25 protein-coding genes are annotated in these 25897 nt (G+C 45.0%); 22 read left to right on the forward strand and 3 right to left on the reverse strand.

What is annotated here, in order from left to right:
• Positions 1 to 135 precede the first annotated feature (135 nt).
• Positions 136 to 726: a TetR-like C-terminal domain-containing protein gene (locus AC58VC_RS18385; RefSeq protein ID WP_497370259.1), complete on the forward strand. Its 591-nt coding sequence runs from the start codon at positions 136 to 138 to the stop codon at positions 724 to 726.
• A 77-nt stretch (positions 727 to 803) separates the two neighbouring features.
• Here the strand turns inward: AC58VC_RS18385 and AC58VC_RS18390 are convergent, their stop codons facing one another.
• Both AC58VC_RS18390 and AC58VC_RS18395 read right to left on the reverse strand, forming a co-directional pair.
• Positions 804 to 2339 carry an MDR family MFS transporter gene (locus AC58VC_RS18390; RefSeq protein ID WP_497370260.1) on the reverse strand — a complete coding sequence of 512 codons (1536 nt, stop codon included), beginning with the start codon at positions 2337 to 2339 and terminating at the stop codon, positions 804 to 806.
• Between the two features lie 36 nt (positions 2340 to 2375).
• Positions 2376 to 3092 carry a hypothetical protein gene (locus AC58VC_RS18395; RefSeq protein WP_497370261.1) on the reverse strand — a complete coding sequence of 239 codons (717 nt, stop codon included), beginning with the start codon at positions 3090 to 3092 and terminating at the stop codon, positions 2376 to 2378.
• Between the two features lie 212 nt (positions 3093 to 3304).
• Here AC58VC_RS18395 and AC58VC_RS18400 point away from each other — a divergent pair, with 212 nt between their 5' ends.
• From AC58VC_RS18400 to AC58VC_RS18415, 4 genes are read left to right on the forward strand one after another with little or no spacing between them, the layout of a single operon-like run.
• The gene (locus tag AC58VC_RS18400; protein WP_497370262.1) at positions 3305 to 4285 is read left to right on the forward strand and encodes a dTDP-glucose 4,6-dehydratase; all 981 of its coding nucleotides are present in this window, start codon (positions 3305 to 3307) and stop codon (positions 4283 to 4285) included.
• Positions 4286 to 4298: 13 nt separating this feature from the next.
• The gene (gene rfbA / locus AC58VC_RS18405) at positions 4299 to 5213 is read left to right on the forward strand and encodes a glucose-1-phosphate thymidylyltransferase RfbA (RefSeq protein WP_497370263.1); all 915 of its coding nucleotides are present in this window, start codon (positions 4299 to 4301) and stop codon (positions 5211 to 5213) included.
• Positions 5210 to 6280: a dTDP-glucose 4,6-dehydratase gene (gene rfbB / locus AC58VC_RS18410; RefSeq protein WP_497370264.1), complete on the forward strand. Its 1071-nt coding sequence runs from the start codon at positions 5210 to 5212 to the stop codon at positions 6278 to 6280. Before rfbA ends, rfbB begins: the two co-directional genes overlap by 4 nt.
• Positions 6281 to 6325: 45 nt before the next feature.
• Positions 6326 to 6907, forward strand: coding sequence for a TetR-like C-terminal domain-containing protein (locus AC58VC_RS18415; protein ID WP_497370265.1), 582 nt, complete (start codon positions 6326 to 6328; stop codon positions 6905 to 6907).
• Positions 6908 to 6970: 63 nt separating this feature from the next.
• Here AC58VC_RS18415 and AC58VC_RS18420 read toward each other — a convergent pair whose 3' ends face one another.
• Complete coding sequence (locus AC58VC_RS18420; RefSeq protein ID WP_497370267.1) at positions 6971 to 8308, reverse strand: glycosyltransferase; 1338 nt, start codon at positions 8306 to 8308, stop codon at positions 6971 to 6973.
• 280 nt (positions 8309 to 8588) lie between these two features.
• On the opposite strand from AC58VC_RS18420, the gene AC58VC_RS18425 reads away from it, so the two are divergent.
• The 17 genes from AC58VC_RS18425 (at position 8589) to fabD (ending at position 25896) form a co-directional block, all read left to right on the forward strand.
• Positions 8589 to 9815, forward strand: coding sequence for an FAD-dependent monooxygenase (locus tag AC58VC_RS18425; protein ID WP_497370268.1), 1227 nt, complete (start codon positions 8589 to 8591; stop codon positions 9813 to 9815).
• Between the two features lie 25 nt (positions 9816 to 9840).
• Entirely contained in the window at positions 9841 to 11094 is a 1254-nt protein-coding gene (locus AC58VC_RS18430; RefSeq protein ID WP_497370269.1) for an acyltransferase family protein, read from the forward strand.
• Between the two features lie 164 nt (positions 11095 to 11258).
• Positions 11259 to 11606, forward strand: coding sequence for a YrdB family protein (locus AC58VC_RS18435; RefSeq protein WP_497370270.1), 348 nt, complete (start codon positions 11259 to 11261; stop codon positions 11604 to 11606).
• 295 nt (positions 11607 to 11901) lie between these two features.
• The gene (locus AC58VC_RS18440; protein ID WP_497370271.1) at positions 11902 to 14247 is read left to right on the forward strand and encodes a beta-ketoacyl synthase N-terminal-like domain-containing protein; all 2346 of its coding nucleotides are present in this window, start codon (positions 11902 to 11904) and stop codon (positions 14245 to 14247) included.
• A gap of 88 nt (positions 14248 to 14335) precedes the next feature.
• A complete protein-coding gene (locus AC58VC_RS18445; RefSeq protein WP_497370272.1) occupies positions 14336 to 14620 on the forward strand; it encodes a phosphopantetheine-binding protein in 285 nt (94 codons plus the stop codon).
• An 87-nt stretch (positions 14621 to 14707) separates the two neighbouring features.
• Positions 14708 to 16225, forward strand: coding sequence for a phytoene desaturase family protein (locus AC58VC_RS18450; protein ID WP_497370273.1), 1518 nt, complete (start codon positions 14708 to 14710; stop codon positions 16223 to 16225).
• Positions 16225 to 16965: a 3-oxoacyl-ACP reductase family protein gene (locus AC58VC_RS18455; RefSeq protein ID WP_497370274.1), complete on the forward strand. Its 741-nt coding sequence runs from the start codon at positions 16225 to 16227 to the stop codon at positions 16963 to 16965. The genes AC58VC_RS18450 and AC58VC_RS18455 overlap by 1 nt, the downstream gene beginning before the upstream one ends.
• Before the next feature lie 11 nt (positions 16966 to 16976).
• A complete protein-coding gene (locus tag AC58VC_RS18460; protein WP_497370275.1) occupies positions 16977 to 17714 on the forward strand; it encodes an SDR family NAD(P)-dependent oxidoreductase in 738 nt (245 codons plus the stop codon).
• Between the two features lie 49 nt (positions 17715 to 17763).
• On the forward strand, positions 17764 to 18789 hold the full coding sequence (locus tag AC58VC_RS18465) for a beta-ketoacyl-[acyl-carrier-protein] synthase family protein (RefSeq protein WP_497370587.1): 1026 nt from the start codon (positions 17764 to 17766) through the stop codon (positions 18787 to 18789).
• On the forward strand, positions 18789 to 20699 hold the full coding sequence (locus AC58VC_RS18470) for an HAD-IIIC family phosphatase (RefSeq protein WP_497370276.1): 1911 nt from the start codon (positions 18789 to 18791) through the stop codon (positions 20697 to 20699). The genes AC58VC_RS18465 and AC58VC_RS18470 overlap by 1 nt, the downstream gene beginning before the upstream one ends.
• Positions 20696 to 20929, forward strand: coding sequence for an acyl carrier protein (locus tag AC58VC_RS18475; RefSeq protein WP_497370277.1), 234 nt, complete (start codon positions 20696 to 20698; stop codon positions 20927 to 20929). Before AC58VC_RS18470 ends, AC58VC_RS18475 begins: the two co-directional genes overlap by 4 nt.
• Entirely contained in the window at positions 20929 to 21753 is an 825-nt protein-coding gene (locus tag AC58VC_RS18480; RefSeq protein WP_497370278.1) for a 2-oxo acid dehydrogenase subunit E2, read from the forward strand. Before AC58VC_RS18475 ends, AC58VC_RS18480 begins: the two co-directional genes overlap by 1 nt.
• Positions 21743 to 23281, forward strand: coding sequence for a phytoene desaturase family protein (locus AC58VC_RS18485; protein ID WP_497370280.1), 1539 nt, complete (start codon positions 21743 to 21745; stop codon positions 23279 to 23281). The genes AC58VC_RS18480 and AC58VC_RS18485 overlap by 11 nt, the downstream gene beginning before the upstream one ends.
• Positions 23278 to 24060, forward strand: coding sequence for an enoyl-CoA hydratase/isomerase family protein (locus AC58VC_RS18490; RefSeq protein WP_497370281.1), 783 nt, complete (start codon positions 23278 to 23280; stop codon positions 24058 to 24060). Before AC58VC_RS18485 ends, AC58VC_RS18490 begins: the two co-directional genes overlap by 4 nt.
• A 17-nt stretch (positions 24061 to 24077) precedes the next feature.
• Positions 24078 to 24545 carry a 3-hydroxyacyl-ACP dehydratase FabZ family protein gene (locus AC58VC_RS18495; RefSeq protein WP_497370282.1) on the forward strand — a complete coding sequence of 156 codons (468 nt, stop codon included), beginning with the start codon at positions 24078 to 24080 and terminating at the stop codon, positions 24543 to 24545.
• Positions 24546 to 24550: 5 nt separating this feature from the next.
• Positions 24551 to 24952, forward strand: a complete 402-nt coding sequence (acpS, locus tag AC58VC_RS18500; protein WP_497370283.1) for a holo-ACP synthase — start codon at positions 24551 to 24553, stop codon at positions 24950 to 24952.
• A 14-nt stretch (positions 24953 to 24966) separates the two neighbouring features.
• The gene (gene fabD, locus AC58VC_RS18505) at positions 24967 to 25896 is read left to right on the forward strand and encodes an ACP S-malonyltransferase (protein WP_497370285.1); all 930 of its coding nucleotides are present in this window, start codon (positions 24967 to 24969) and stop codon (positions 25894 to 25896) included.
• Position 25897: the final 1 nt, after the last annotated feature.

Raw genomic sequence — 25897 nt, forward strand, 5'->3', positions numbered from 1 at the left:
AGGATTGGAGAGTTCCAATCAGACTACCCGTTTCTCATTTACTAACCCATGGTCATGGGGATCATGCAGGCGCGTAGGATGCGCAGAAGCTGATCCCTATTTTGGTCAACCTCGTTCAACAAAGGAGTAACAATCATGGCACCAAGAAACAGTATTAACTTGAATAACATTTTGAAAGCGGCAACGGAAATTGTCGATACGAGTGGTGTCGATGAATTGACATTAACGGCGCTCGCTCAGAAACTAGATATTCGGTCACCATCCCTTTACAACCATTTCAACGGTCTCGTAGGCATTCGAAAACTGCTTTCTGTGTATGGATTGGAGCAACTTCTCAACGTTCTGATACGTGCTGCGATAGGTCGCTCCGGTGACGAAGCGATTCATGAAATGGCAAAAGCATATGTTAAATTCGCAAGGTCGCATCCTGGTCTATACGAAGTGACTCTACACGCTCCGGGTCCGCAAGACTCAGAGGCTGTCAATGTCGGCCAAGAGATTGTCGATCTGGTGACACAAGTATTGAAAGCGTATCATCTTGAGGAGTTGGACGCGATCCATATGGCACGAGCGTTTCGGAGCATATTGCACGGTTTTGCTTCGCTAGAGCAGAAGGGCGGCTTCGGTCTTCCATATGATCTTGACGATAGCTTACAAATGATAATTGATACGTTCTTGGCCGGTTTGCATGCGCGCTATCCAAGCGCTGCTCTGAAAACCAAGTAATGTAAACGACAACCCCCGCATCCACCCTCTCGGAGTGGTGCGGGGGTTGTTTGGTTTCGAGTCACGACATGCTGAGTTTAATGAACAACCGCAGATGCCTTGGTATTTACTTCAGGATCGGCTTCCAGCTTTTCTTTACTCATCGCTACGGCTGACAAAACAGTAAGCAGTGCAGGAACTAAAGCCCAACCAAATGTAAGCACAATGGAAGAAGACAGTGCTTGGGTGATAACATCCAGTACCGACGCGGGAATGTTCATTCGTATCGCTGGATCAAGCAGTGCGTGCGGATCGTTGAGCGCCATCCCTTGCGGGAGTTGCTCTTTAACAGTTGCATCGGATGCCAGCTTGTTCATGAAAGCATGACTTTGAATGATGCCGAAAATAGTAATGCCTACCGTCATTCCTAGTGAACGGAGGAACGTTAATGTTGAACTGGCTGCACCGCGTTGATTGGCATCAATGGAATGAATCGAAGCATTTCCTAAGACTGAGAACGAAAATCCGATACCTAAGCCAACAATGATCATGTACATCGTAACGATAAGTTGGGAGGAACCTGAAGATAAAGTAGTTAATAAATAGATGCCAGCCGCAAACAGCATCGAAGCGGGTATCATGATGGCTCGGTAACTAAATTTATTCATCAGAAATCCGCCGATGGTTGCTGTAACAACGGTACCTAGCATCATGGGAAGGAGAACCAGACCTGAATTTGTAGCAGAACCCCCCAGCACACCCTGAATGAAGATTGGTGTATATACCGATGTGATGACAAAGGCCGCTCCTCCGAAAATCGCGGTTGCATTGCTCATGGCGTACAATCTCTTTCTAAACATGGCGAAGGGAATAATGGGCTCTGCGGCACGTGCCTCGGCAATAAGGAACAAGACCGTCATGACGCCGAAGCCTCCAAACAAGCTAATAATCAAACCGGAATTTGCAGTAAGCGGTCTGCCGCTAAGTTCTAAGCCGAACATCAGGCAAATGATCGCTCCGACTAAGGTCAATGCTCCCCAGTAGTCGATTTTTTGTTTAGAATGTTCATGGGATTCTTTATAGAAAAAAGCAACAAAAATAAGTGCAAGGAGTCCGATCGGGAGATTAATGTAAAATACCCAATGCCAGTTAATATGATCCGTAATGAAGGCACCAAGCAAAGGGCCAAAGATGCTGGCAATCCCGAATACAGCCCCAAATAAGCCGCCAAGCTTGCCGCGATTTTCCGCAGGTACGACATCATACATGATCGTAAAAGCAATGGGAATGATAGCTCCTCCGCTAATTCCCTGAATAGCGCGATAAATGCTTAGCTGAATCATGGATTCCGCAGTTCCACAGAGAATAGAACCGAGCATAAAGACAAAGATGCCGAATACAAAAAACTTCTTGCGTCCGTACATATCGGAAAGCTTGCCGAAGATTGGCATGCCAGCCATTTCGGCTATCATATACGCAGATGACACCCAAACGAATTTGTCTAAACCCCCAAGATCCCCGACAATGGTTCCCATAGCCGTGGTAACGATAGTATTATCCATCGATGCCATCAGAATGCCTAATAAAAGGCCGGCAATCACAATACCCAACTTATTATTTTTTTGTTGTAGCATAACAGTTACCTCGCTTTAAACATTAGTTTTCAGCCATTACTTTTGCAAGAAGCGACTTTTTCTAAATAAACTCACTGCCATCCAAAGGCATCCAATCGCCACGAGCAAGCCGTGAGCTACTCTGATCGGCTGTGTTCCCACAAATTGTGGAATGTAAAGCAGAAATCCCAAGGCAAGGGGAATACCGCTCCATTTAGGCAAGGTACGAGATCTCCAAATTCCAATGGCAGATAGGATACATCCAATTGCAAGACATACGAGCCCGATTAGGATCATAATGAACCCGGGTCCGAAGCGGACGACATTAGCCATACTGATTAAGTCTGAGTTCTGCTGCTTAATTGCTTCCAAACCGATCGCGTGCAGACCAAATACCTCAGCGCCATAAAAGGGCAATGTCAAACCTGTTCCCAGCAAACTCCAAACAAATCCTTGGAACCCAAGGCGATCCGAGGTTGTTTCTTGGAGATACAAGTAAAGGCCTAATAATCCAAACGTCATAAGAATGAATCCGAGCATTGCCATAACGTGCGCAATAATCCATTCCGGGGATGCGAATGCCGCAGCACCTGACAAGGATACTTCATCAGAGAAGGGGCGAATCGCTGGATAGAGGACAAACAGGATGCCAGAGATGCCTAGTGCGATGGTTGCAAGTCGAATCCGGTAAATGTTCGCAGATTTAGAAAAGTTGGAATAGAGCTTATTTTGGTGAGTGATACCCACGTTCCCCGCAGTCACGCCTGATTTCATGCCGACAGACCTCCAGTAATTTAATGATAGTTTCAACCCTTATGGATTACATTTCTTATAATCATAAAACTAATTAACTTAGTTAGTCAACTTATTATTTTATTATTAAATTACTTAAATTAATTGACAGACTAATTATATTAGTCTAAATTCAAAGTAGTTTCATCATAAAGAGTAAGTAACTGTAACGTGAGAAGATGGAGGGAAAACTAATGCGCATTCTGTTAACTGGCGGTTCAGGGTTTATAGGGACAAACTTGACCAACTATTTGTTTCAAAAACATCCAGATTACACAATCATTAATTTTTCTCCTTACAGAACGGGAAGCCGGGCTATGAATGTCGCGCGATTCCAAACGAATCCAAATTACATTTATGTCGACGGAGTTATCGAGAATGAGCTGGCTTTAGTGCGTGCTTTTGGTTTAGGTGTGGATGTTGTGGTTAATTTGGCGGGACAAACGCACATTGACCGAAGTTTGCAGACGCCAGGTTCACTGATTAGCGCCAATGTCTTAGGGTCGCAAATGGTACTTGATATGGCACGGAAGTTTAGCGTTAAGCGAGTGATTCAGATTTCTTCCGCCGAAGTGTACGGTCCGATAAATAAGGGGAGCGATGTTTCGGAAACGTATCGCCTCGCACCAGTGAACCCTTATGGAGCAAGCAAAGTCGCAACCGAATTGATTACTCAGTCTTATCACCAGACGTTTGGTATGGATACGATCATTACCAGGTGCTCAAACAATTATGGTCAGTATCAGACACAGGAGAAATTGATGCCCCTTGTGATTACGAACGCGCTTCTAAACAGACCGATTCCGCTATACGGCGATGGGGAACAAATGCGGGATTGGCTGCATATTGATGACCATTGTTCTGCTCTTGACGCGATTATCCATAACGGAGTACCTGGTTCGGTTTACAATATTTCGGGCAATCAAACGGCGACTACGAAGGAAATTGTTCAAACTGTGCTTCAATGTCTAGACCGCCCATGGTCACTCGTGCAGTCTGTCGCTGATCGACCAGGTAACTTTGACAGATACCCGCTTAGCTGTGACAAACTTACTACGGATACCGGATGGAAACCGACTTATCTTCTAGAGGATGGAATCCGAGAGACAGCTTCGTGGTATCAAAGCAATGAGGAATGGTGGACTGTACAAGGGGAAGTTACTACGATTCGATAGGGGGAAGATGACAATGAAAGGAATTATTCTAGCTGGCGGACAGGGGACACGGCTATATCCGCTCACGATTTCAGTGACGAAACATTTGCTGCCTATTTACGATAAACCCATGATTTATTACCCGCTTTCCGTCCTGATGCTTGCCGGCATTCGCGATATTCTGATTATCGGTACGCAGCAAGATACCCCGCGTTACCAAGGTTTGTTCGGGGATGGGAGTACCCTCGGCCTTACAATTTCTTATGCGGTGCAAGAGCATCCAGGGGGTCTGGCAGAAGCTTTTCTGATCGGAGAATCGTTCATTGGTAACGATGATGTTGCGCTCATTCTGGGGGACAACATTTTCTTTGGTCAAGGTTTTACGTCAATGCTGCAGGAAACGGTTAAACATAGGAATGGAGCTACCGTATTCGGTTACCGGGTCAAAGATCCGTCACGATTCGGCGTTGTCGAATTTGATGAGCGTAATCGCGTGTTATCAATTGAAGAGAAACCGATACATCCGAAGTCAGACTATGCTGTAACAGGGCTATATTTCTACGATAATGACGTCGTTCGAATTGCCAAATCGCTCAAACCGTCTGCGCGAGGAGAACTAGAGATAACAGATTTGAACGCGGTTTATTTGGTGCAGAACAAGCTGCGTGTAACGGTGCTCGGTCGCGGTCTAGCGTGGCTCGATGCAGGTACGCATGATTCATTAATGCAAGCTTCACAGTTCATCGAGACATTAGAGAAACGCCAAGGATTCAAGATAGCTTGTCTCGAGGAAATTGCGTTTCATTTAAACTATATTGATCAAGATCAGCTCATTCACATTGCCAAACGATTGAAGAACGAATACGGTCAGTATTTGCTGGACATTGTTGAAAGAAGTCACAGTAATCATACGTCTACTTCCAGCAGAATGGAGGTGCATTTGGCATGACGCTCGCACATACGATGAATCAGAATGCCATTCTTGTCACAGGGGGCTCTGGATTCATTGGCTCCAACTTCATAGTTCATATGCTGTCCAAGCATCCTGATTATGAGATTGTCAATCTGGATAAGCTGACCTACGCCGCCTCGGAAGACTTCAATGAGCAAGTGAGAAAGTTCCCTAACTATACGTTCTTACATGGATCGATCGAAAATCAAGAGATGGTTCATTATATTTTTTCAACCTATAACATTCGTGGTGTCATTCATTTTGCGGCTGAATCTCATGTAGACAACTCGATTTCGAACCCGGGAGTGTTTGTTCAAACAAATATCGTGGGCACGTTCACATTGCTGCATGCAGCGATGCAGCATTGGATGAAAGGTCCTGGTGAAGTAAAGCCAGGTTATGAAGAATGCCGTTTCCACCACATCTCAACCGATGAGGTATATGGAGCTCTAGGGGAAACAGGAAAGTTCTCGGAAGAAAGCAAGTATGCCCCGAATAGCCCCTACAGCGCGAGCAAAGCGAGTTCAGATCTGCTCGTGAGAAGCTTTAACCGCACCTATGGTCTTAACGCCGTAATCACCAATTGCTCTAATAATTATGGTCCACGTCAGCATGACGAAAAGCTCATTCCGACGGTTATTCGTTCTGCCCTTCATTTGAAGCCAATTCCGATCTATGGCAACGGGCACAATGTACGAGATTGGCTACATGTGCAAGATCATGTTGAGGCGATTGATCTTGTCTATCACAGTGGTACAAATGGCGAGACTTATAATGTAGGTTCGGATAACGAACGTAATAACCTGAGCTTAGCGCTGGAAATCTGCGCGATACTAGATGAGTTGGTAGCTGATAAACTGAGGGAATCCGGTTTGTCCAGTTACAGCGAACTGATTCAGTTCGTTCATGATCGGCCAGGTCATGATTGGCGTTATGCGATCGATTGCAGCAAAATGTATAAGGAACTGGGCTGGAAAGCGAATATTCCGTTTGAGTTGGGGCTTCGTCAAACCATTGAATGGTATCGGGAGCTATATCAGCCGAAACAGACAGTAGGTGTATGAATTCGCATCTCTTGATCAAGCCCAAAGAACAAAGGAGTAACAACTATGGCACCAAGAAATAGTATTAACTTGAACGTGATTTTGCAAGCGGCTACAGAAATTGTTGATACCGGAGGGGTTGAAGAATTATCGATCACTTCGCTTGCTCAGAAGCTCGATATTCGTTCCCCTTCCCTTTACAATCACTTCAAAGGTCTTCAAGCAATTCGCAAACTGCTCTCCATCTACGGTTTGGAGCAACTTCTTAACGTGCTTATACGTGCGGCAATCGGCCGCTCCGGTGATGAAGCGATTCGTGAAATGGCCAAAGCTTATGTTGCTTTCGCAAGGTCACATCCCGGGCTCTATGAGGTAACACTCCTAGCTACAGGACCTACAGACTCAGACTCACAGGAGGTTGGGCAAGAAATTGTAGATCTCGTCACCCAAGTTCTGAAAGTGTATCAGCTTGAGGAAATGGACGCCATTCATATGGCCCGCGCTTTGAGGAGCATTTTGCACGGCTTTGCTTCGCTTGAACAAAAAGGTGGCTTTGGTCTTCCATTCGATTTGGACATAAGCCTGCAAACAATTATCGATACATTCTTGGCTGGGCTACATGTCCGCTTATCTCATACAGCTCAATAACTCCAAACAACAAATCCCGCATTCTCTTTGACGGAGAATGCGGGATTTGTTTCTTCTCGTTTATCAAGCGAAACTTAAAGTTTTCTCGGGACTTTGTTCAGCGGCTTTACCAGAAACTTCTAATGCCATGTTTTCGAGACATTGAAGGGAGAGCGAATAGGCGTCTAGAGCTTCAATCTCTTTTTGCAACTTGGTCACCCTTTGTTTAAAGCTAGGATTGGCGAATAATTGGTCAATCGCTTGCCCTACTTCCTCATGTGTTACCGATTTCGATTTCAGGCTGATGCCGATCCCAGACCAATCGACACGGGCGCTAACTTCACTTTTATCTTCCGATTTCCCCCAAACGATAAGCGGAACGCCGTGCTGAATCGCATAATGAACTCCGCCATATCCAGCATTGGTCACCATTGCATCTAAATGAGGCATTAGAAGAGAGTAGGGAATAAATTTTTCTACCTTTACATTGTTAGGCAATTGAAACGGAAGATTAGTTAGCGGTTTGTTTCCGGTTGTAGCTATAACCAGAACGTCTTTGTTAGCCAGCGCTTTAATCGCAGGAATCATCAATTGGTTAAAATCTTCATTCGCCAGCGTTCCTTGCGTGACAAGAACAACGCGTTTGGCTGTTTGCAATTCCCCCCACCAGGATGGCAGCGGGAAATCGTGTGCAGGAGTGGTTAAATTGAAGGGTCCGACAAATTGTACATGGGAAGGAAGATCACGGTTGGGGTATTCAAAAGACGGGCATGTCCCTTGAAGGTACACATCCGAATAAAAGACTGCTGCGTCAAATACCCAGCGATCCAAGTTAGGAAGGCTCATTTTCTTTAAAATAGTATTAAAATGCTGTTGCTCTTTGCGAAACACAATTTTCTGAACTAGGAAATTCAACATGCTGTTCCGGAGGCGACCGAAAGAGGAATCGACAGGCTTGATGCCGAGTCCGAAGGGCGCTATATCCTTGCTGGTGACTGATAATGGCAGCATACCGAGACAAACTGTCTTTATTTGATCCCCGCGTCTGCGAATCGGAATAATACCAGTGTACGTCGGGCAGATAACAAGCACGTCTGGTTTGAATGTTTCACGAATAGCTTTTACATCCTTATCAAACCCTTCCATTGTACCACCAATGATGTTGCGGACTCCCCATTTGAACTGCTTGAGCCCCTTTAATTCCATATACTTAGGGAAATGCTCATTCAGTGTGGAACCACTAAAATTTTTGAGGTGGGTAAAAGGAATAAAAGTGACGCCGGTAGACTGAATTTTCTCTTTAAAAAGCGAACTACAGTACCAGACAACCTCATGACCCCGTTCAACAAGCTTTCTGGCTAAGGGAATTGTCGGATTTACGTGTCCATCAGAAGGCCATACTGCGATTAGAAAGCGTGCCAAATTTACTCCTCCTAATAACTTTTGATTTGGAATGAAAAATAGGTTGTAAGTGATGCGATTGTGCTAATCTTAATAATTAATTTACTTCACAATGTTGTTGACAAACTAAAGTAATTAGTTTAATTTTTATGTGTATTAGCTTATCATAAAGGCCAGTATCAGTCAACAGACGATGGAATGCTTCGGTACCCTGCCGGGGACTAATCTAATTTCCTTTTATTGTTATGGAAAGTGGATTGGCGTATGGAACTTATGTACCCAAACTAAAGGAGGATTTGTTATGAATCAAGTCATTCAGGCTGATGTGTGTATTGTTGGAGCTGGTCCCGCAGGTGCTATGTTAGGATTATTACTTGCAAAGCAAAGTGATCTTGAAGTGGCGGTACTCGAACAACATCAAGCATTTTCAAGGGAGTTTCGTGGGGAGTCTATCTCTCAAGGGTCGGTAGTTATTCTGAATGAATTGGACATTCTTGAAGATCTCAAAAAGCACGGTTTTTTGCAGGTAGAAGGGCTTGAGATGTACGACCAGGGAGAAAAAATATTTGCAGTCAATTTCCATGAGTTTCCCTATGAACAGAAGTTTATTATCGATTTGCCGCAACCCGTTTTGATTGGCGCAATATTGGACAAAGCCGGCGAGTATCCTAATTTTCATTTGAAAATGGGAGCAACGGGTGTTGAACTCATTGAACAGGATGGAGAAATCAGGGGTGTTGTATATCGTGAAAAGTCCGGGGAGTTTGTGACGGTAAATAGTTCGGTCGTCGTCGATGCGAGCGGACGGTACACACGAATTCGTGAAATGGCTGGTATTCATGCCCAGATTGAACATTTTAAGCGGGATGCCGTTTGGTTCCGTGTACCGCGCCCTGAAGGCTGGGAAAGTGCAACCCGTATTAAAGTCGATGGGCATCAACACTTGATTATTTTGCCTACTTATCCAGATCAACTGCGTGTTGGTATTAACATTGCAAAAGGTGCCTATCAGGAATTTAGAAAACAAGATATTAGTGTTTTCTATGACACAGTCTGCAGACTGGAGCCACAATTGGATGGTATCGTGCAGGAACATATTCAAAGCTGGAAGGATACGGTTCTCCTAGATATTTTCACAGCAGAGGTGTCCCAGTGGTCCCGTGATGGACTTATTTTGATAGGAGACTCAGCTCACACGGTTTCCCCAATATTGGGACAAGGGGTCAACTTGGCTATTCAAGATGCTTATGAATTGGCGCCTGTGATCTTAGACTATCTTGCCATACATCCAAATTCAATCATTCCGCAAGAAGCCTTCCAGTCATTCCAGTTAAGACGCAAGGAACATGTGGGCTTTATTCAAGCGTTTCAGGCAGATCAAGAAAAGGATCTAATGGCTGAAAGCGACGAAGACATGATGAAGAGACGTATGAAGATGCAGATGCTTAATCAGTCTCCTATGAAAGTAGAACTTGCAACGAAAATGGCCTACGGAATTATTAGAGAGAATCTCTTACATGTCCACTAAAGCGATAAATAGGAGCTTAAGTCCTGTGAACAAGTCAAACCTAATGGATAATCGTTTAAGTGGAGCTGATGGGTTTCGGGCAATAGCCTGTCTTGCCGTCATCTTTCACCACCTGTCACAATTTCTAGCTATGCAGTCACAGTCACCTTGGATGCAGGAACTGCAATCCTTTTTGCTAATGGGCAATGCTGGCGTAAGTGTGTTCTTTGTATTAAGCGGGTATTTATTAGCTTCACCGTATTGGCAAAAGTACCTTGACGGCAGCGCATATCCAGATATTAAGCAGTATGTGGTTCGGCGCGCTGCTAGAATTATGCCGGGTTATTACGTTGCTGTCATAGTTGCAACGCTGATTACGGTTCTATTTCATGTACCAACAGAGCACTTCTGGGCACGCTTAATGGCAGGGCTAACGTTTACTGCGGGATTTCATTACATCACATTGTTCCCTAATGAAGTGAACGGACCTCTATGGTCAATTAGCTTTGAAGTATTCTGTTATGTATTGATGCCTCTGTTTATGCTAGGTCTATATCGCTGGACATTCATAAGACGGTCTATTCGGAATGGGCTGTTATATTGGGTGGGGGTATTTATCCTTATCTTAGGACTAAATCAACTTGTCCATTTATTTTTTCCTACGAGCAATGCAGGTAAAGGCTGGGATTATGGCTGGATTGGAGGTGCAAAGTATTGGATGCCGAACTACAATCCTATCGGTTTCTTTGGACAATTCACCATTGGGATACTCGCTGCAGGTGTTTCAGCAGGACTGCGCCAAAACTCTCAAGGATTGGGTAGGATCAAATACATCGGTATATTCGATTTTGTAAGCTTAGGAGGCTTGTTTTGCTCATTTGCACTTCTGTGGTACGTACGCCATATGCCTGAATTCAGTCTGAGTTTACAAAACCAGCCCTTCTTCTTCCCGTTTTATTCCTTGCTTATAGCGATCAGTTTGTGCGCTGCTTCACAATCGAGATGGGCTGCAAACCTACTAGATAATCGCTTGTTTAAGTTTACTTCCAAAGTGTCATTTGGACTGTATCTGTGGCACTTTGTGATTATTGGTGTTTCCTCGGTCACTTGGGCCAAAGACTTCCAGTACATGGGAACGAAAAGTCTAAGCACTTGGTTCAGTGTATCCGGTGTCGTTCTAGTTGTCTCATTCCTATTCGCAACGCTATCCTTTTATTTTGTTGAAAAACCGGTACTTCATTGGTCTCAGAGAAAGAGAAAATGGATGGGCAATACACCTCAACCGCTATTGGAAGCGTGATGTAAGCCATTAATTTCCATGCTTAATTACTGGCTGTTAGGGTGTCCCTGCAGCTATTTTTTATTTTATTGATACCTATAAATAATTTTATTTTTATTTTAACTAATTTAATTAGTACAATTCATACAGAAACTCTTGATCTGAGGAATGGTGGTGTGGCATTCGTGTTGATCTTAAGCTGGGTTAACTTAGCGTTGAGAGGTCTCATGGAGCTAGGCATAGTGATTGCTTTGGCTTACTGGGGGTATCATAGCGGTAAAAACACGATGCAGAGTATTCTGCTAAGTGTCGGTGCGCCACTATTGATCTTTGGGTTTTGGAGCCTATTCGATTTTCGCAAAGTGGTTGCAACGCCTGAACCTTATCGTCTTGTTCAAGAGTTAGTCTTATCCGGTTTAGCAGCCGTAGCCTGGTACTCAGCAGGGCAGCGAAACTTCGGCTTAGCTCTCGGCTTGATTTCGATCGTACATCATGTCTTGGTTTATGTGTTGGGGGAAAGGCTTTTGAAATAATACGCATAGGATGGGGTAGCGACATTCGAGTATTGAAAAAAAATACAAATTTAGGGAATTTATTTATTGATATTTACAATAATTGCATTAGTTATTTAAATAACAATATTAATAAATTATAATATCGATTAGTATTAACTGTAACTTGAATAAGAGAATATCTTAATCATTTTTTAACTTGCCTAATATATTTTATCTTGTTATCTTGAGAATCAATGGAAATATTTGAGTGGAGAGTGCAAAAAGTAAGAAATCATTGAATTAATGTAAATTTTAAATTGGGGTGGAGGACTTTATGAAACTGAAACCAAAAAACCGTGTAGTTGTTACAGGAATAGGTATCATATGTTCGCTCGGAGCAGACAAGTCTCAAGTTCTTGCCAAAATGAAAAGAAATGAAACAGGTATTGGATCAATTACCCGATTCAATACAGATAAATTTATTAGCCGAATCGGCGCTGAAGTGAAGGATTATCGCCCAGAGAACTATTTCTCAGCGGAGGAACAAGAACGTTACGACTACTGCAGTCAATTCGGAATTATTGCTGCTAAGGAAGCGATGGCAGAGAGTGGTATTGCCATTACCGATGAGAATGCGGCCCGATTCGGTGTAGCGTTCGGCACCTGCAACGGGGGGATTAATTCCTTGGAGGAGCAAGCAACGGTTACAGAGCTCGATGTGGAGCGGACTTCCCGTTACCCGTTCTTTCAGCAAGGAGACAATATCGCCATGCATTTCGGTATGCAGGGTCCTGTCAATACATTGAATACGGCATGCGCCGCAAGCGGTAATGCAATTGGCTATGCCTACGATATGATTACTGCCGGCTATGCCGATAAGATGCTGGCGGGTGGTTCGGATTCTATGTCATCCTCTGTCTACGCTGGATTCAACGTCCTGCAGGCACTGAACACAGTACCTTGTTCTCCTTACAATAACAAGTTCGGTTTAAGTTTAGGGGAAGGTGCTGCTTTTGTAGTCTTGGAGTCCTTGGAAAGCGCGTTGGCACGGAATGCCAAGATTTATTCCGAAATTTGCGGATACGGATTAAGTAGTGACGCTTATCATGAGACAGCACCTGAGCCTGAAGGAAAAGGTATCCAGTTGGCAGTTGAGTTTGCACTAAGCAACGCCGGCATATCCAAGGATCAGATCGACTATATTAATACGCATGGTACAGGGACGAAGGCCAACGATTCTGCAGAGCTATATGGCTTGCGCAAGCTGTTTGGTGAAGAGCAGTTCAATCAAATTCTGATCAGTTCAAGCAAGGCGTATTTCGGTCATAACTTGGGTGCAGCTGCCTCGATCGAATACGTAACGACGCTTCTCGCACTGCAGGAAGGATTGCTGCCGGCTACCCTACATTTTGAAACACCACGCGATGGTGTAAATTGGGCAAATATTGTCGTGAATGAGATGAGAGAAAGTGATGTGAAATACTTCTTATGCAACAACTCCGCTTTCGGAGGTCATAACTGTTCCATCGTTTCTTATAACTGGACTGATAGGGGGGAAATCGCAGAAGAGTCAAATACACAGGAACCAAAACGAGTAGCCGTAGTTGGACTTGGAACGGTTTCCCGATTCGGATACCGCTCAGGAAGTATCCTGCCTTGGCTAGCTGAAGATGAGATGGCAGCGGAATCCTCGTTCTCACTGAAAGAATATAACAAAGAGTTGTATGAACGGAGAATGAATCCACTTTCGCAATACAGCATCGGAGCCGCACATCTGGCCCTTCAGGATGCAGATCTTTCGACTAGCGAGAATAGCTGTGAAATCGGCTTATTCTATGGAACGTCTCGGGGAAGCCTGGAAAGTGCGCATAAATATTTATCAGCTATTTTCGAAAAAGGGCCTGATCATGCAAGTGGTGTCTATTTTCCAGATATGGTGCTCAACTCGACTGCCGGGAAAATTGCTAAGAAGTTAGGTCTTAGGGGTTATGGTACTTCAATGAGTACGGGCGGCAACGATGGATTAAACAGCGCATTATACGGCTATGAGACGATTCGCGCAGGGATTCAGAAATATAGTCTAATTGGCGCAGGAGATGAGCGTTCCTCCTTCTCGGCGCAAGTAGATACAGCATTAGGACTGGACAAAATACCCTATGAGATGGGCGAAGGCAGTGCGTTCCTCGTTCTAATGGATTTGGAGCAGGCGAAGTTGGACGGAAAAGAAGTATACGCAGAACTCATGGGCTTTGGAACTGCTTTTAGCGGTACGAAAGGCGGTTCTGACCGCAGCGTAGTGAAGCGGGTTATAGAGATGGCTTTAGCACGGTCTGGTGTTGAAGTTTCTTCCATAGGTTTTGTACTATGTAATAGTTTCCTTGGCATGGACGAGCCTTCAGCTGAACGAGAAGCGCTTCATGAATTATTTTCTGATGATGAGCTGCTTGTGGTATGTCTGAATGATCGCTTTGGCTATTGTGAGTCAACAGGTTCTTTATTCCACTTGAGTGCTGCCGTTGATATGTTACACGCCAACAAGCAGATTTCTGACAGCGGTCTGGATGTTGCTGCAGCTGCAGCTTTGGTAAGCAAAGGGACTAAAGGAAGCTATGGGCTTGTGGTGAGTTCTTCCATCAACGGTAATTATACAGCCGCTGTTGTTGCCCCTGTAGAGCGATAAGAATTATGAGGAGCGGTTTCAAGGGACGATTCCTAATTGGAATCGATTCATGAACATATAAAAAAAGATCTGATGGGAGCGAAAAATGATGAAAAATTTAGAAGAAATCAAGATCGCTATTAAACAAAATATTTTGATTGACCGACTTGAGCTGGAGGACATTACGGCAGAGGAAATTGAGGATAATGCCCCACTGTTCGGCGAAGGACTTGGACTGGATTCTGTTGAGGCGCTTGATGTCGTTGCTGGGCTAGAAGCTGAGTTTGGCGTCAAATTACACGGTATGGATCAAGAGGCAATCAGAACGCATTTCTATTCGGTAGAGACATTATCCCAGTTTGTTTCCGAGCAATTGTCCGCTGTGGCGAATTAATAATCAGCACCCACCCTGCTGTGCAGCCGACGATACTAAAGCAACAGTCTAGTCGCCGGCTGCCAGAACTTTGGAGGTATATCGGAAATGAAGGAAGTTACGATAATCGGTGCAGGTCTAGGCGGTTTGGTAAGCGGAGCAATGCTTGCTAAGGCGGGAATGAAAGTTCGGGTTCTAGAGCGTCATTTTATCCCAGGCGGTTATGCAACTTCTTTTACCCGAAAGGTTCGGGGCATAGTTCGTCCAGTAGAATTCGAAGTATCGCTGCATCTGATGGGAGACCTTGGCGAGAATGGGGCTCTTCGAGAAGTATTAAGCGAAATAGGTCTACTGGATCACGTGCAATTCCTTCGTGCCAAAACTCTTTATCGAGCTGTATTCCCTGGGGACGATGTCCGGGTTGAGAACTATGAAACATATTTGCATGACCTGGGAACCAAGTACCCTGATGAACGGAACGGAATCAAGCTATTATTTGAACAATTTTGCCAGCTTCGCCAAGAAATCCTCTTTATGATGAAGAAGACAAATCAAGGGGAAGCAAACGATTTATTCCAAGATGGGCCTACAGTTTTAACCTACAACAATTTATCTCTGCAGCAGGTGCTAGATCAGTTCCTAACCAGCGCAGAACTCAAATCCATTATTGCTCAGCAGTGGCAGTATTATGGACTTCCCCCTTCCCAGATATCCGCTGTTTATTATGCATACGCATGGACGGAATATATGTTGAATGGCGGTTATTATCCCAAAGGACGTTCCCAACAAATTTCCAACGCCCTTGTCCAAATGATCAAGAGTCACGGTGGAGAAGTGCTTACACGGCAGCACGTCACGCAAATTCTGGTCGAGAACGGAGCCGTGAAAGGCGTTAAAACGCTGAAAGGTGAATTTGCGTCAGAGATTGTTATCTCGAACATTGACCCCATTCAGACGTTTGGCAAGATGATCGGTTACGATCAATTGCCCCGTCGTTATGTCAAAAGGATTGAATCGCTCAAGCCGAGCCTCGCGTGTGTTCAGGCTTATTTGCTGCTGGACATTGATTTCCCTAGTGTTTACGGAGAGAATGATCATGAAATATTCGTTAACGAGTACTACGATCTTGAGCAAGCCTACGAGGAAATGCGGAATGAAAACTATGAGACAATGCCTTTCAGCATTACGATTTACGAAAATCTCAATCCCTCTTACCAAGCAAGCGGTAAAACGACAATGTCTTTGTTTGTATTAAGCGAGTATGACTGCTGGAATGAAATCGATGAAGAGGCTTATCGGCAGAAAAAAGAGGCAGTTACCCGCATCCTGATCAATAGGCTGGAGCGACTGTACCCGAAAGTGAATGAGCATATCGCTTATGCGGAACTCTCAACCCCACGAACGAATCATGCCTATACCAGTAACAGGCATGGCGCTATTTATGGGGCACAGCAATCGGTCGATCAGTGCTTGCATCGCAGGTTGCCCCAAACGACCCCTATTCAAGGCTTGTATCTAGCAGGTGCATGGACACAGCCAGGGGGAGGCTACAGTGGAGTTATTTGGAGTGGATATAATCTAGCCAAACAACTAATGCTTCAAAACAAAGAGGTGGTACTGAAATGATGATGAAGAATCGAGTTGCTATCATAACAGGTGCTACTCGTGGAATTGGGAAAGCGATTTTGTACAGATTTGCAGAGGAAGGTGCAACGGTTGTAGGCGTTTATGCAAGCAGTGACCAAATGGCACAAACGATCCAAGAGGATCTTCGTTCGAAGGGAGTGAAGGTCACATTCTTTAAAGGCTCGATAACAGACGAGGGATTCATTCGTCAAATGATGGAGCAAATCATGACGGAGTACGGCAGCATTGATATTTTGATCAATAATGCTGGCATTGTAGCTGATAATTTCTCCTCACAGATGTTGCTGGATGAATGGAATCGGGTATTCCGTACGAACTTCGAAGGCACCTATTGTTGTTCGAAAGAAGTTATCCCTTATATGGAACGCAAGGGCAGCGGGAAAATCATAAACGTGATTTCTGTTACTGGGGTTCTAGGCCGTGAGGCACAGACGAATTATGGAGCATCCAAAGGTTCGATCATCGGCTTGACTCGCATGCTGGCCCGTCGTTATGCATCCAAAGGGATTTATGTCAACGCGATAGCTCCTGGAATGATCAATACCGAAATGATTGGTCACGTTCCCCCGGACAAGCTGGATAATTTTCTTTTGCATACGGATATGAAAAGATTAGGGGAGCCACGGGAAATTGCGGATTCGGTCCTCTTCCTAGCCAGTCCTATGTCGGATTATATCGCAGGTAGCGTGTTGAAAGTGGACGGCGGCTTTATCAGATAGGAGGAGACAGGATGAGCAAGTCGATCTTTATAACTAATGGGCAGCAAGCGTTCAATCAATTGATCGCGACTCGTATGCTGTCAATCGGGCATCGGGTTGTGCTGCACGTAGAAGATTCGGAGGAAGGGATGTCATACTCTCACTCATTGGAGAGTGAGGCTGCTTCAAGACTGCATATAGTGAATGGTATGCCTTCTGAAGAATCGAAGTACGCAGCCATGATGGAAGAGGCTATCTCTGTCATGGGTGGGCTTGATGTCATGATTCACGGCAATGAAATGCTGGATGAAGAGAAGCTGTTCGATGGCATGCCTGATGAGCTGGGAGAACGAATCCCTGCTATATTTGAGCGGATTTTTCTGTGGAACAAGTCGGCTGTTAGTCATATGATCAAGCGTAAATCAGGGAAAATTGTGTTCCCGATCATATATGACACGCTCTACTATGACCAATACCCCAGTTCTCCGATCATTAACCACGGTAAAATTTCAATGATGAAATGTTTGTCTCGGGAATGTAGTGCATTCCGCATTGACGTCAATGTCATGACATTCGGCTACCATGATGCCGATTTTGAGAAGAGTGAGAAAAAAGAAAGACAGCGGAAACTGGAGATATACGGGTTGAAGCCGGTGATGAAGCCGATGAGTGAAATGCTGGCGATGCTGGATTTCATCATCGATGCACCGGGTAGTTTGATAGGAGGCCAAAATTTCGAAATTGGCATCGGGGTGGAAACAAATCTGTAAGGTGAAAATTGGACCATTTAAATCTGAGGAGGAAAATCATTTGAAATCCGTGAAGCTCATTGGAGTTGCCACCGCGCTTCCAGGGAATCCGGTTCCTAATTCCAAGATGGAAGAAGTATTTGGATTGCGCGAGGATTGGATTGACCTCATGATCGGTACAAAAACACGGCATTTTGCAGTCGATCTGGACGAGAAGACCATCAAATTCCAATTGACAGATCTCGCCTATGAAGCGGCACAGAAGGCAATAACAAGAGCAGGTTTCAACAACGACGAGATTGATTTGATAGTGATGTCGACGGCAACACCCGATCATTTGATGCCCGCAACTGTCAATCTGGTGGCCGATCGGCTCGGGATGAATCGGATACCTACCTATGAAATTCAGGCTGGTTGCTCTGGGGCCATTCAAGGCTTGGAGGTCGCGTACCGCTTCTTGCTTACGGGAGCCTTCACGAATGCACTTGTTATCGGAGGAGACGTTTGTAACAAATACATGAGTTTCCGCCGTGATTTTAAAAAGCTGCGCTCCTCGGAACTGATCAATCTGGCTTTGTTCGGTGACGGAGCGGGAGCGGCCGTGTTATCTACGGGTTCGGATCACGAAGGGATCACAATTGAGCATATCGTCAACCGCTTTGAAGGTTTGAATCGGGAGCCCGGTCAAATGATGAATTGGTTCGGTCTGCAAGAAAGCCCGGAAGAGGGCAAGAAAGTTCAGTCTGCAAAGGAGGACTACAAAGCGATTGAACGGGATGTTCCTGTGATGGCCAAAGAAATGCTGGAGGAACTCTTGGCGAAACTGCAGTGTCCTGCCGAGTCTGTTGAACACTACTTGCCTCCGCAATTAGGCGGACATATGACGGATCGCATCGTGCAATCCCTCGAACTCGACGCAACCAAAACAATCAATTGCGTTGCCGAGACAGGTAATAACGGGAATGCGCTCCCGTATCTGCAATTAGAGCAGTTGATTGACAGAATGAAGCCCGGAGAAAAGGCGGTATGTATGGCCATTGAATCCTCCAAATGGATTAAGACAGGTATGGCTTTAGTGAAAGAGGAAGCCAAATGATGACTAATAAAGAACTAATTGCAAGTATTCGTCAAATGAAGAACGATGGCTCACTAGGTCTGAATCGGCAAAAGATCGTCAGTGCGATTCAAGCGAACCGCGATGCCATGTTTTGTGAAAAGATCGGCTATATGCTTAAAAGTGTTGCTCATGAAGCTTGGCAGGCAGCTGATGTACAGCCTTTGAAAACGTTGAAGGTTGCAGTACTCAGCAGTTTTACAAGTGATTCTTTTCCTCTTATGCTCAGGCCTTTGTTGTTGAGCGAAGGCATGTGGCCCGAAGTATACGCAGCAGGATTTAATCAATATGTGTATGAACTTATGAATACGGGCAGCGGCTTATACGAAATGTCTCCGCAATTGACGGTTTGCCTGCTGGATGAACATGCCGTAACGGAAGAGCTGCCTCGTGATTGGGAAATCGCTGATCTAGAGCTAGCCTGCGAAAGAAAGTTGGAACAGCTCAAGCAGCTTATAGGTATTTATCATGAGCATTGCAAAGGCTTGCTCGTACTAAATACGGTTCCACTGACAACCGTAACGTATAATGCCAAAATTGATTATAAGACGAAGGCTAAAATCAGCCGTATATGGCGTTCCTTCAACATCGGGCTTTTGGATTTAGCTAATGCCTGGAGTCAGGTCATTATCATGGATACGGAAATTCTGCTGCAAGAGCATCAGGTAGCTACAATCTCCGATCCGCGATTGGCGCAGTACGGAAGTTTTCATTTAAGTCAGGATGTACTGTTTGCGTATGTTTCAGAAAGCGTAAAAGTAGCAAGAAGTATCTTGGGCTTGACAAAGAAGTGCCTAGTTCTTGATCTGGACAATACCTTATGGGGCGGGATCGTCGGCGATGACGGAATCAACGGTGTGCATTTGGGCGATTCTGCACCTGGCAAAATCTTTGTGGAATTTCAAAAGGCTATCCGGCAGCTGAAGAATCAAGGTGTACTGTTGGCGGTGAGCAGCAAGAACGAAGAATCCGTCGTGCGAGAGATGTTCGAAGAGCATCCGCATATGCAGCTTGGATTGGAAGATATCGTGATCATACGCTCAAATTGGGATCCTAAGCACGAGAATATCCAAATGATTGCCAGCGCACTGAATATCGGACTAGATAGCCTGGTATTTATTGATGACAATCCATTCGAGCGGAATCTAGTGCGTGATTCATTAACGGATGTCACTGTTCCCGAACTGCCCCAGGACCCTTCCTATTATGCCCAGTCTCTATTATCTGCCGGTTGGTTCAATTTGAACAAGCTGACTTCCACGGATTTGGACCGCACGAATCAATATAAGCTGGAAGTAGAAAGAGAGCAGTTAAAACAATCTAGTGGTTCTGTAGAAGACTACTTGCAATCATTGGACATTAAAGTAAATCTTTTATCCGCAAATGCCTTTAACCTTCCCCGACTCGCCCAACTAACGGTGAGAACGAATCAGTTTAACATGACATCTAGACGCTATCAGGAATCAGAGATCGAACAGCTCGAAAACAGTGGCGATTATTGGGTGTTCGGATTTCAGACCAAAGATCGCTTTGGTGATTACGGGTTAATTGGGTGTGTGCTTGTAGAGAAGTCTGAGACGGCGTGGCGGATTGATAATTTTATGATGAGCTGTCGTGTATTTTCGAGAAGAATTGAGACCGCAATTATGCGTCATGTGTTATGGAAGGCGAAAGAGGAAGGCATTCAAGAGGTTTATGGGGAGTACATACCTACGGTGAAGAATGTGATTGTGAAGGATTTCTACGTGCTGCACGGGTTTGAACGCGTAGAACCGAATCAAGATGACCCAGTGGATGGGGCGAAACAGCAATTTGTCCAGCGATTGCAGAATATACCTGATGAAGTAGCATGGATAAGCCTGTTAACCGGAGAGGAGATTGCTGCTCAATGATCGAGATGAAAGAACTCATGGAAGTTGTTGCAGATGTACTGGACATGGATGAGCATGACCTGCACGACGAAATCAGAATGGAAGAACTGCCGGATTGGGATTCTGTAAATGCTGTGCGTTTAATGGTGCATTTGGAGTCGGCCTTAGGTATACGTCTCCCGGTGGAACAAGTAATGAAAGCACAAAGTCTGAAGGATTTGCTTCATGCTGCAACCGAGGAGGTTGTTTAATGTATCGTGCCAGGGGCAAGACGAGCATTTTTCCTATGCCGCAGGCAAGAAGACATACCTATCACTTTTTGGATTATGCAAAGGAGTTCAAAGCGGTTTATTTAGATACAGAGATTGATATGACAGTCATTAAGCAGCGCAGAGCTGATAGTGCAGCAGACGGAGAACGGATTAGTTATCTTGTTTATTTAATCGAAGCTATATCCCGTATCCTCCAGAGCTATCCTGAGGCTAACACTTCTGTCAAACATGGACTGATTCCGAAAGTGGCTGTGTATTCGAGCGTTTCTGCCAAGTTTACTATGGATAAGTCGATTGAAGGGAGACGGGTTGTATTATCAGGACTTATCGCAGATTCGGATCAAAAATCAGTGAAAGAGATGCAGAAGGTGATCGCATATTACCGTGACAGGGAAGTCGACGATATTGCTGAGTTCAAAGGCGTGCGTAAACTTCAGTCTCTGCCGATGTGGCTTGGCAAAATCGCCTACCGCTTAGCCATGGGAAATTTGGAAAGTCGTGATAAATTGCAAGGGACATTCACCATCACGTCTCTTGGACATCGACCGATTCAAGCGTTTTACCCTATTATTTCGAATACACTTTGTTTTGGGGTAGGAACCATTGAAGACAAGCCTGTAGCGATAGCAGGTCAAATTGTGATCCGCCCGATGATGAAACTTAGCCTTGCTTTCGACCATCGGGCTATTGATGGAGCCCTCGCCGCCGACATCCTCGCTGAAGTAAAGGAATTCCTGGAGTTAAATTCTTCATCTATTCAAAATAACAATGAGGAAAAAGAGGTGAGTTTCATTGGCTCGTAAACCTAAAAAGGACAAGTATGATGTCATTGTTATCGGTGCAGGTATGGGCGGCTTAGGTGCCGCTGCTTATTTAGCTCAGCAAGGTTATTCGGTGCTTGTGGCTGAACGGCATTATTTTGCAGGTGGGTATGCGCATTCGTTTGGAAGGCACAAATATACATTTGATGCGGCTGTTCGTATTGTAGCGGGTGCGGAGAATCATGGATTGCTTCATGACCTGCTTAGCAAAGCGGGACTTGCTGATAAACTGCCTTTTATTCAGCTGCCTGAAATCTTTACGGCCATTTATCCTGAACACCGCTTTACGGTGCCAAGACAAGTTGAGGGATTAATCGAAACATACTCCCGCCTTTTCCCGAGTCAGAGAAACGGTATTGTCAATCTCGTTCATGACATGCAGCAAATTTATAACGCAACGATTGAACTGCTTCATGCTCGTGATCCGTTCCATGTCATGTCCAATCAAGTCATCATGAAATATCGCTATATGACGTTCCATGAATTGCTGTTCAAGCATTTGACGGATGAAAAAGCTGCATATACATTTGCCGCATTATGGAGTTATTACGGTGCACCACCTACCCGAGGAAGTGCACTCTATTTCGCATATGCCATCATGAGTTATTTTAATGAAGATATTTATTATTTAAAAGGAAGCTTTCAAGAACTGGCGAATGCTTTCGTGGAGCGTATTGAGGAATGCGGTGGCGAAGTATGCCTGCGCAATGAAGTGAAACGGATTGTTGTTGAAGATAAACAAGCGAAGGGGATCGTTTTGCAAACCGGAGAGTATGTGGAAGCACCGATTGTTATCTGTAACGGGGATCTGAAAAAAATGGTGCATGGACTCGTCGGCGAAGAATATTTCCCTGCCCGATATGTGAAACGCCTGGCTGAAATGACCGTTTCCATGTCGGCGTTCGAAGTTTTTATTGGAACAGATTTACCTTTGGAATCGTACGGTTTGGCTCATGAAACGTTCATTTATAACCACTATGATTACTCCAAAACCTATGATCAACATTTGAATTTGAAGCAATCAGGTGTTGATGGTTTGTGCGGTCTGGCGATTTCGTGCCCAACGCTGGCTGATGCGAGTCTAGCCCCACAAGGAAAGCATACGGCAATTCTAACCACGCTTGTTCCTTATGATGTTGGTGCGGATTGGAAAACGGAGAAGCCTAAGTATCAAGAAGCCTTGATACGCATGGCAGAAAAGGCAATACCGAACTTAGGCAGTCATCTCGATTTTGTTGAATCCGGTTCGCCACTTACGATGGAGCGTTATACGAACAACAGCCAAGGTGCTACATACGGCTGGGAGCAGAACATGAAGCAGATGACTTCGCGTCCACAGCACGGTACTCCGATTTCTGGACTTTATTTATCAGGCCACTGGACCGATCCAGGCGGAGGTGTTGTATCCGCATTGCTTTCAGGTTATAAGCTGTATCATAAAATCATCAATGAAACATCGTCCTCGGCAAGTGCTTTGAAGTTGTTGGTTCAGGCAGGTGAAGGTCTATGAGCTCAATACAAGTCGACAAAAAAGATGGGATTATTTACATTTTAATGAACAGTCCTGAAACGAAAAATAGCTTGGATCTGGCAATGGCGACTGAACTATATGAGGCCGTGCGGGAAGCGAATGAGAACCCGAGCTGCAACGCGATAGTGTTCCTTTCTAAGGCGCGAGCGTTCTTTTCCTCCGGTCCTGCCCTTGATGAACTTATTGAACTATCCACTCATCAGAATGGGGAAGCTTTGTTGTGCGAAGTGGTGGAGAAACTGAATCAAGTCATCTTGGAAATTTATTATTCGCCTAAGCTGACCATTGCAGGGGTTCACGGATATGCCTATGGTGGCGGTCTTAACCTTATGCTTGCGTGCGATTACCGGATCGCTGAAGAGAAAGCGAAGTTCATTGAAAATTTCCATTATATGGGCTTTACTCCGGATTTAAGCGCGAGTTATTTCCTTCCTCGCTATATTGGGCTTTCGCATACGATGGAATTGTTGCTGACCGGACGCATGTTTACTGCGAAGGAAGTGGCTGATTGGGGTCTCTTTCATGATGTGGTAGAGAAAAGAGCTGTTATGCTAGAGCGCATTGACAATTTATGCCGTCAGTTTGTGCAAGGTGAGGCTAGGAATCTGCAACGGATGAAAGAGCTGCTCCGCACGTCTTTTTATTCCACTTTGGAAGAGCATTTGGATAAGGAGAAACGATATCTGGCAGACTGCTTGAAATATCCTGAGCTTACAGGTCGGTTGAAAAATGTTGCAGGGATATCACTTGTAAATTGACAGGGGGTCAATAAGGAATGAGCGTATTGGAAAAAAAACGAATGGACGTGCTGAACAGACTACCGCATCAAATATTGAAGCAGGCACCTCCGTTCCTATTTATCGATCGAGTGATCCGTTTGGAAGGCAATACAATCGAATGCGTGAAGAATGTTGCTTATAATGAACCGTACTTCGCTGGTCATTTCCCGGGAGAACCGATCGTTCCAGGCGTTCTAATGATCGAGATGGCAGCACAGGCGAGCATGCTGTTGTCAATTGCTTTGGAAGATACGGATTCTACGGAATCGCGTATCGGATATTTGGTACGTACGCAAGATTTCCGGTTTATTAATCCAAGTCGTCCGGGCGACACTTTGCACATTATCGTGGAAATGAAGGAGAAACTCGGCAATTATCATACAACTAAGGTGCGGATCATGAATGGCAATACGCAAGCTAAAGTTGCCAAAGGCGAACTGATCTTTTTTCTCCCAGAAGGATAACCGCCATGTTAATAGGAATTGGGCTTGATTTGGTTGATATTGAACGGATTCAGAGAATCGTAGCCAGAGAAGAAACCTCCTTCATCAGGCTGTTGCTCTCAGAACGGGAGCTCCAATTGTACGAACAATTGCGGGCTCCAAGGCGAAGAACAGAATGGCTCTCTGGACGTTTTGCCGCTAAGGAGGCCGCCTCTAAAGCTTTGGGGACAGGGCTTTCGAGTGTTATAACAACCAGAAGCCTTGAGATCCTGCCGAGCAGCCTGGGCAAACCGGAATTGATGATTCCAGATGCATGGGTGAATCAGTATAAGGAGCCAATTCGCTCTCATGTAACAATTACGCATACCAAACATACCGCGGCAGCGGTTGTCATGATTGAAAAGATAGAGGCTGTTATCAACCATTGAAAGGAGCGGATACTGTGAATCCGAATATCGCATTTGTATTTCCGGGACAAGGAGCGCAAATTGTAGGGATGGGCAAGGAATTCGTAGATCGCTTCTCTGTGTCACGTGCCATCTTTGAGGAAGCGGATCGGGTACTCGGCTACCCGCTAAGTGATCTGATTTTTCATGGTCCTGCCGAAGAATTGAAGAAGACTTATCATACACAGCCTGCATTGCTTACAACTAGTGTTGCTTACCTGGAAGCATTCCGGGAAGTAGGTATAACGCCTCACTATGTATTAGGTCACAGCCTTGGTGAATATAGCGCACTAGTGGCTTCCGGCGTATTAAGTTTTGCAGATGCGGTAAGAATCGTTCACGCTCGCGGGAGGATTATGGATGAGACGGTCCCTTCCGGTGAAGGCGGTATGGCTGCTGTGATCGGGTTCGACGGAGAAAGTTTAGCGCTTCTTTGTGAGGAGGTAACTCGCGAAGCGGGATTGGTGGAATTGGCTAATATAAATGCAGGAAGCCAAATCGTCATTTCAGGGAGCATTGAGGGTGTGCGCGAGGCATCAGCACGAGCAGAAGCGCGTGGTGCAAAACGGGTACTTGCGCTTGAAGTCAGCGGACCGTTTCATTCTTCTTTGATGAAGCCGGCAGGAGATAAGCTTGCTGAGCAGCTAGCAAATGTATCTTTCAATGTTGCACAAATTCCGGTTATTGCCAACGTTTCGGCTGAGCCCTTAACTGATCCTGAGGCGATTCGCCTATCCCTCATCAAGCAAGTATCTGCTCCAGTTCTTTGGGAAGATAGCATCAAGTGGCTTCTTGCGCGTGGGGTAGATACGTTCTATGAAATTGGTCCGGGCACAGTTTTGGCTGGTCTTATCAAAAAAATGAACCGTTCGGTAACAGTGCGTTCCATTAATCACCCGGATGCGTTACTGCAATGCGAGGTGTAAC

It is taken from the genome of Paenibacillus sp. J22R67, from assembly GCF_059692175.1.

Excerpts from the sequence above, each read along its gene's own strand:
- AC58VC_RS18385 (WP_497370259.1), top strand. The coding sequence starts at position 136 with ATGGCACCAAGAAACAGTATTAACTTGAATAACATTTTGAAAGCGGCA.
- AC58VC_RS18390 (WP_497370260.1), bottom strand. The coding sequence starts at position 2,339 with ATGCTACAACAAAAAAATAATAAGTTGGGTATTGTGATTGCCGGCCTT.
- AC58VC_RS18395 (WP_497370261.1), bottom strand. The coding sequence starts at position 3,092 with ATGAAATCAGGCGTGACTGCGGGGAACGTGGGTATCACTCACCAAAAT.
- AC58VC_RS18400 (WP_497370262.1), top strand. The coding sequence starts at position 3,305 with ATGCGCATTCTGTTAACTGGCGGTTCAGGGTTTATAGGGACAAACTTG.
- rfbA (WP_497370263.1), top strand. The coding sequence starts at position 4,299 with ATGAAAGGAATTATTCTAGCTGGCGGACAGGGGACACGGCTATATCCG.
- rfbB (WP_497370264.1), top strand. The coding sequence starts at position 5,210 with ATGACGCTCGCACATACGATGAATCAGAATGCCATTCTTGTCACAGGG.
- AC58VC_RS18415 (WP_497370265.1), top strand. The coding sequence starts at position 6,326 with ATGGCACCAAGAAATAGTATTAACTTGAACGTGATTTTGCAAGCGGCT.
- AC58VC_RS18425 (WP_497370268.1), top strand. The coding sequence starts at position 8,589 with ATGAATCAAGTCATTCAGGCTGATGTGTGTATTGTTGGAGCTGGTCCC.
- AC58VC_RS18440 (WP_497370271.1), top strand. The coding sequence starts at position 11,902 with ATGAAACTGAAACCAAAAAACCGTGTAGTTGTTACAGGAATAGGTATC.
- AC58VC_RS18445 (WP_497370272.1), top strand. The coding sequence starts at position 14,336 with ATGAAAAATTTAGAAGAAATCAAGATCGCTATTAAACAAAATATTTTG.
- AC58VC_RS18450 (WP_497370273.1), top strand. The coding sequence starts at position 14,708 with ATGAAGGAAGTTACGATAATCGGTGCAGGTCTAGGCGGTTTGGTAAGC.
- AC58VC_RS18455 (WP_497370274.1), top strand. The coding sequence starts at position 16,225 with ATGATGAAGAATCGAGTTGCTATCATAACAGGTGCTACTCGTGGAATT.
- AC58VC_RS18460 (WP_497370275.1), top strand. The coding sequence starts at position 16,977 with ATGAGCAAGTCGATCTTTATAACTAATGGGCAGCAAGCGTTCAATCAA.
- AC58VC_RS18470 (WP_497370276.1), top strand. The coding sequence starts at position 18,789 with ATGACTAATAAAGAACTAATTGCAAGTATTCGTCAAATGAAGAACGAT.
- AC58VC_RS18475 (WP_497370277.1), top strand. The coding sequence starts at position 20,696 with ATGATCGAGATGAAAGAACTCATGGAAGTTGTTGCAGATGTACTGGAC.
- AC58VC_RS18480 (WP_497370278.1), top strand. The coding sequence starts at position 20,929 with ATGTATCGTGCCAGGGGCAAGACGAGCATTTTTCCTATGCCGCAGGCA.
- AC58VC_RS18490 (WP_497370281.1), top strand. The coding sequence starts at position 23,278 with ATGAGCTCAATACAAGTCGACAAAAAAGATGGGATTATTTACATTTTA.
- AC58VC_RS18495 (WP_497370282.1), top strand. The coding sequence starts at position 24,078 with ATGAGCGTATTGGAAAAAAAACGAATGGACGTGCTGAACAGACTACCG.
- acpS (WP_497370283.1), top strand. The coding sequence starts at position 24,551 with ATGTTAATAGGAATTGGGCTTGATTTGGTTGATATTGAACGGATTCAG.